The sequence below is a fragment of the Massilia sp. DD77 genome (genome assembly GCF_036961685.1).
Classification (GTDB): domain Bacteria; phylum Pseudomonadota; class Gammaproteobacteria; order Burkholderiales; family Burkholderiaceae_D; genus Telluria.
This window is the reverse complement of sequence record NZ_JBAMDH010000082.1, coordinates 1-4,454: the sequence shown is the minus strand read 5'-3', so window position 1 is coordinate 4,454 and position 4,454 is coordinate 1. Positions and strand designations below refer to the sequence as shown.

Here is a 4,454-nt window from a genome sequence, read left to right as displayed (position 1 = left end):
TTCGGTCCACCTCGGCCCGGTACAGCACCGAGCCGTATTCGGCATGTCCGCCATCCAGGTTCTCGCCGAACACCGACACTTCCAGCCCCGGCCGCACCCGCCAGCCGAAACGCGCGTCGAAGGCCGTGTAGGCCGGCACATCCAGGGTTGCCCCGACATGGCGCAGCGCGAGGTCGAGCTCGCGCCGGTCGTCGATCGCATAGGCCGAGCGCAGGTGCCAGGTGTTGCGTGGATCACGCTCGGCCATCCGCGGCCCGTTGACGTCGTTGCTGCCCGGCTTGAGGCGCAGGTCCTGGTGCATCGCGGTCCAGCCCGCCGACAGGCGCCAGTTGCGCGCCGCCTGCCAGTTGCCCCAGGCTTCGATGCCGCTCGAGCGCCCTTCCATCATGCTGGCGAAGGTCAGGAAGGTGCCGCTCGGATCGACTTCCTGGGTGCGCAGGTCGTCGTAGTCGTGGTGGAACAGCGTGACCGAGTACGACAGGGCCGGCGCCGGCTGGCCGCGATAGCCCAGTTCGAATACCTTGGACACTTCGCCGCGCACCTGCGGGCCGCCGCGCAGGAGGTAGGGCGGACGGCCGGGGATGAAGGTATCGACGTCCAGGCGCGCGGGCGCGCGCACCGTGCGCGAGGCCGCGGTCCAGAACGCGTGGCGCGGCGACAGGCGCCACGACAGGCGGGCGCTCGGCAGCCATTCCACGCCCGTGTATTCGTTGTACTCGAAGCGGTTGCCCAAGGTCAGGCGCCAGTTCTCGCGCAGCGCGATCTCGTCCTGCACGAACAGGCTGGCCCATTGCTGGGTGGTGCGCTCGGGCAGGAAGGCGACGATCTCGCCGTTAGTAATGCGGTCGCGGCTGTGGCGGTAGTTGGCGCCCCACACGATGCTGTGCGCGCCGCTGGCCGCCAGGGTGTGCTGGAATTGCAGGTCGGTGGTGTACAGGCGTTCGCCGTATAGGGGTTTGACGTCGCGCAGGGTGTGGTCGAAATAGGCCTGGACACCGATGGCGCCGCCGTCGGCGAGCGCGCGGTTCCAGCGCACGTTCAGGTTGGCGCCGTCGGAACGCACCCGGCCCAGGTCCGGATCGAAGCCGGAGACGGTGAGCGCACCCGGTTCGGGCTGGTCGAGGCGGGCGCGCAGCAGGTTGCCCAGCACGCTGATGCGATCGCGTTTGCCTTCCCAGTCGGCGCGGAAACCCGCCAGCCAGCGGCGGTAGCTGTCGTTGACCGGCGCGCCGCTTTCCAGCTCGCTGTCCTTGCGCCCGCTGACCTGGGCGAAGGCGCGCCAGGCCACCTGGCCATCGGCCCGGCCATGGCGCACGGTGGCGGCTGCGCCGTCGGTGGCGACGCGCACGCCCGCCAGGGTCCCGCCGGTATCGCGCGCGGAACGGGTCGTGATGTTGATGACCGCGTTGACGGCGTTCAGCCCCCACAGCACGCCCCCGGGACCGCTGACGACCTCGATGCGCTCGATGTCGCCCAATACGATGTCCTGGGCATCCCAGAACACGCCTGCGAACAGCGGCGAATACACGCTGCGCCCGTCGATCAGGACCAGCAGCTTGTTCGAGACGCTGTTGCCGCTGGTATTCATGCCGCGCGCGCTGATGGAATAGCCGTAGCTGCTGGTGCGCGCGACGTAGAGATTGGGCGCCAGGCGCAGCACTCCCGGCAAGCTGTCGGCCCCGGAACGGCGGATGTCGTCGGCGGTAATCAGGTAGACCGACGCGGCGGCATCCTGCAGCCGTTCGGGACGCTTGGACACCGAGGTCACCTGGATATTGGCCAGCTCCTCGATCGACAGGTCGGCCAGTTCCTCGGGCTGCACCACCACCCGCTCGGTGGCCAGGGCCGGCAACGCCAGCAGGCATGCCAGCGGAAGAGCCAGCCAGTGCCGGTGGGCGCTGCTGGAAGAAGACCTGCTCAGCTTGCTCATCGCTTTACCTCTGGGCAACAAATATGTTTGCCAATAATATTTAATTCATTATTCGATAGCCGGATTTTACATTCCGCCCGGCCGTACCGTGCGTTCGCTGCCATACCGTGCTAGTGTGTCCGGGCAAAAAAAGCGGCCCGCCGGCAGCGCCACACCTTTTTTGGTATAGTTGGTCCTAACGCGAACAAGTTTCCCATAAGAAATTATATGCAACGTTATACCACTATCGCCATCGTCCTGCACTGGCTGCTCGCCGTCCTCATCATCGGCGCCTTCGTCATGGGCCTGGTGATGACCGACATCCCGGGGCTGACGCCGACCAAGCTCAAGTACTATTCCTGGCACAAATGGGCCGGCGTGACCGTGCTCGGCCTGGCCGCGCTACGTCTGCTGTGGCGCCTGGCGAACCGCCCGCCCGCCTATGCCGACGCGATGCCGGCCTGGCAGCGCGGCGCCGCCCACGGCCTGCACTGGCTGCTCTACGTCCTGATGATCGCGGTGCCGCTGTCGGGCTATTTCTACAGCCTGGCCGCCGGGGTGAAGGTCATGTATTTCGGCCTGGTCGAGCTGCCGGTGCTGATCGGGCCCGATCCCGAGTTGAAAACCGTCCTCAAGAGCCTGCATTACTGGCTCAACATGCTGCTTGCCGGACTCGTCGGCCTGCACGTGCTCGCCGCGCTCAAGCACCAGTTCGTCGACCGCGACGGCGTGATGGCGCGCATGCTTCCCCGTAGTGTTCCCACTTCCCGTTTTTCCCAGGAGTCAAGATGAAACCGATTAAGGGCCTGCTGCTGGCCAGCCTGTTCGCCAGCGCCGTCGCTGGCGCCGCCCCGCTCAAGACCGACCCCGCCAAGAGCAGCGTGTCGGCCGTGTTCAAGCAGATGAACGTGCCGGTCGAGGCGCCATTCAAGCAGTTCAGCGCGCAGATCGACTATGACGCGGCCAAGCCGGCCGCCGCCAGGGCCAGCGTCGACATCACGACGGCCAGTCTCGACATTGGCGACCCCGACATGAACAAGGAAGTCGCCAAGAAGGAATGGTTCAACTCGGCCCAGTTCCCGAAGGCGAGCTTCGTGTCCTCGAGCATTACCCCGGCCGGCGCGGGCAAGCTCACGGTCGCGGGCAAGCTGAGCATCAAGGGCAAGGCCGCCAACGTCAGCTTCCCGCTGGCGGTGAAGACCGAGGGCGGCAAGCAGGTGTTCGAGGGACAGCTGCCGATCCGGCGCCTGGCCTTCAATATCGGCGAAGGCGAGTGGAAGGACACGAGCATGGTCGCCGATGAAGTTATCATCAAGTTCCGCGTCACCGCGGCTCCGTAATCACATCACCAAGGACGTTGCAGATGAAGATGAAGTGCATGATCGCGGCCCTCGCCGCCCTCGGCGCCAGCGCCGCCTTCGCGGCCGATACCTACAAGATCGATCCGAACCACACGTACCCGAGCTTCGAAGCCGACCACGCCGGCCTCTCACTCTGGCGCGGCAAGTTCAACAAGAGCGAAGGCACCGTGGTGCTGGACCGCGCGGCGAAAGTCGGCTCGCTCGACATCACCGTGTATATCGACAGCATCGACTTCGGCCACGACAAGATGAATGAGCACGCCAAGAAGGAAGACATCTTCGACGCCGCCAAATTCCCGACCGCGACCTTCAAGTCGACGGCGGTCAAGTTCACCGGCGACGTGCCGACCTCGGTCGACGGCGAGCTGACCCTGCGCGGCGTCACCAAGCCGCTGACCCTGACGATCAACCGCTTCAAGTGCATCATGCACCAGACGTACAAGCGCGAAGTCTGCGGCGCGGACGTGAGCGGCCAGTTCCAGCGCAGCGATTTCGGCGTCAACTTCGGGCTGCCGCGCTTCTCTCCGGAAGTGAAGCTGGCGATCCAGGTGGAAGCGATGAAGCAGTAAGCTTGGCGTGCCCATGAAAAAAGCCCCGCGGCGTGAGCAGCGGGGCTTTTTGCTTGTCGGTCGCTTGAACGTGTCGGCGGATTTCCCGCCGACGCGTTCAACGCACGCCCGGCAAACCGCGGATCAGCGGCCGTCGCGATCCAGGTCGCCCGGGATGGCGCGTTCGACCTTGTGCCAGGCGGCGCGCGAGGCCGACTTGGCCTGGTCCCAGCTCAGGCGCGAATTGCCCTTTACGCGGTCCCATTCGCCGGCCAGGTGGGTTTCGTTGGCGTCGTAGTCGCCCGGATACTTGCCGTAGCTGTTGTAGCCCAGCGCATACGCCGGCTCATAGTCGTCATAGGTGTAACCCGGGGTGTAGTACGGCTGGGTCTGGTACGCTGTGCGCCAGTGCTCGTTTTCCGCCTGGGGGTTGACCATGCCGCCGACACCCTTGCCGGCCATGCCGCCCACGGCCGCGCCGATGCCGGCGCCGGCCACCATGCCGACCGGGCCGCCGATCGCCGCACCGATGGTCGCGCCACCGGCCACTGCGCCGCCCGCCGCGCCCACGCCCTTGGCCAGGTTATGGTCGTGCAGCTCGTCGCCCGGTTTCGGGTTCACGACTTCGCCCGCGCC

Annotated in this window: 4 protein-coding genes and 1 pseudogene; 3 read left to right on the top strand and 2 right to left on the bottom strand. The window is 66.2% G+C overall.

The window, feature by feature from the left end; all coding sequences use genetic code 11:
• Nucleotides 1-1,930, bottom strand: a 1,930-nt coding sequence (locus tag V7778_RS24975; protein WP_335560319.1) for a TonB-dependent receptor plug domain-containing protein, incomplete at its 3' end; no start/stop codon positions are given.
• A 207-nt stretch (nt 1,931-2,137) separates the two neighbouring features.
• Here V7778_RS24975 and V7778_RS24970 point away from each other — a divergent pair.
• The 3 genes from V7778_RS24970 to V7778_RS24960 are packed head-to-tail and all read left to right on the top strand — an operon-like array spanning nt 2,138 to nt 3,839.
• The gene (locus V7778_RS24970) at nt 2,138-2,701 is read left to right on the top strand and encodes a cytochrome b (RefSeq protein ID WP_335560318.1); all 564 of its coding nucleotides are present in this window, start codon (nt 2,138-2,140) and stop codon (nt 2,699-2,701) included.
• Nucleotides 2,698-3,249 (top strand): YceI family protein, encoded by a 552-nt coding sequence (locus V7778_RS24965; RefSeq protein WP_335560316.1) that lies wholly within the window; start codon nt 2,698-2,700, stop codon nt 3,247-3,249. Before V7778_RS24970 ends, V7778_RS24965 begins: the two co-directional genes overlap by 4 nt.
• A 23-nt stretch (nt 3,250-3,272) precedes the next feature.
• The gene (locus V7778_RS24960; protein ID WP_335560314.1) at nt 3,273-3,839 is read left to right on the top strand and encodes a YceI family protein; all 567 of its coding nucleotides are present in this window, start codon (nt 3,273-3,275) and stop codon (nt 3,837-3,839) included.
• A gap of 123 nt (nt 3,840-3,962) precedes the next feature.
• On the opposite strand, the pseudogene V7778_RS24955 reads toward V7778_RS24960, so the two are convergent.
• Nucleotides 3,963-4,454: pseudogene (locus V7778_RS24955) on the bottom strand (hypothetical protein); the annotation flags it as partial.

What these genes read in the sequence shown, in the direction of transcription:
- V7778_RS24970 (WP_335560318.1), top strand. Translation starts at nt 2,138, where the DNA reads ATGCAACGTTATACCACTATCGCCATCGTCCTGCACTGGCTGCTCGCC.
- V7778_RS24965 (WP_335560316.1), top strand. Translation starts at nt 2,698, where the DNA reads ATGAAACCGATTAAGGGCCTGCTGCTGGCCAGCCTGTTCGCCAGCGCC.
- V7778_RS24960 (WP_335560314.1), top strand. Translation starts at nt 3,273, where the DNA reads ATGAAGATGAAGTGCATGATCGCGGCCCTCGCCGCCCTCGGCGCCAGC.